Source organism: Gluconobacter sp. P1D12_c (assembly GCF_018812105.1).
In the GTDB taxonomy this organism is placed as follows: domain Bacteria; phylum Pseudomonadota; class Alphaproteobacteria; order Acetobacterales; family Acetobacteraceae; genus Gluconobacter; species Gluconobacter oxydans_A.
The window spans coordinates 1-487 of record NZ_JACSIQ010000362.1; the positions used below are offsets into that span (position 1 = coordinate 1).

At 58.3% G+C, this 487-nt stretch carries 1 protein-coding gene; it reads right to left on the reverse strand.

The window, feature by feature from the left end; genetic code table 11:
• The coding region (locus KP705_RS17190; protein WP_215765149.1) for a Tn3 family transposase at positions 1–487 on the reverse strand (487 nt) is incomplete at both ends.

The following is a 487-nucleotide window of genomic DNA, read 5'->3' on the forward strand; positions in this document are numbered from 1 at the left end:
GATATGCCAGTCATGCAGATGCGCCAACTGGCGCAGGGTGGCACCCTGACAGGTGTCGGCCATGCGTGTCAGACCAAGATTAATCCCATCCGCCAGGATCACCGTCAGCAGGGCGTTTTTGTCATCCGCGACACGGCTGGAACGGCGATGGGTAAAGCAGTCGGTGAAGCTGATCCAGCGGTCCACTTCCAGCAGAAGATCAGTAATCTTGATGCGTGGCAGCCGGTCGTAAGCCGCCCGCCTCAACTCTTCCACAGCAGGGGGTGTAATTGCTTTCAGAGGCGAAATCACAAGACCATGTGCATCAAGCCGGACCTGTGACAACTCGCCCTTCCTGGCAAGAGCCGTCACCCGGTTCAGCGCGGTTTCCAGCACTGCACGCCGTTGAGAAAGGAACGTGTCAGCCGTAGCATTGATCGCCAGAGGCAACGGTCCTTGCGCGCGCATCGCTGCAAACGTGGCTTCCGGAAGAAGGTAGGTGTCGAAT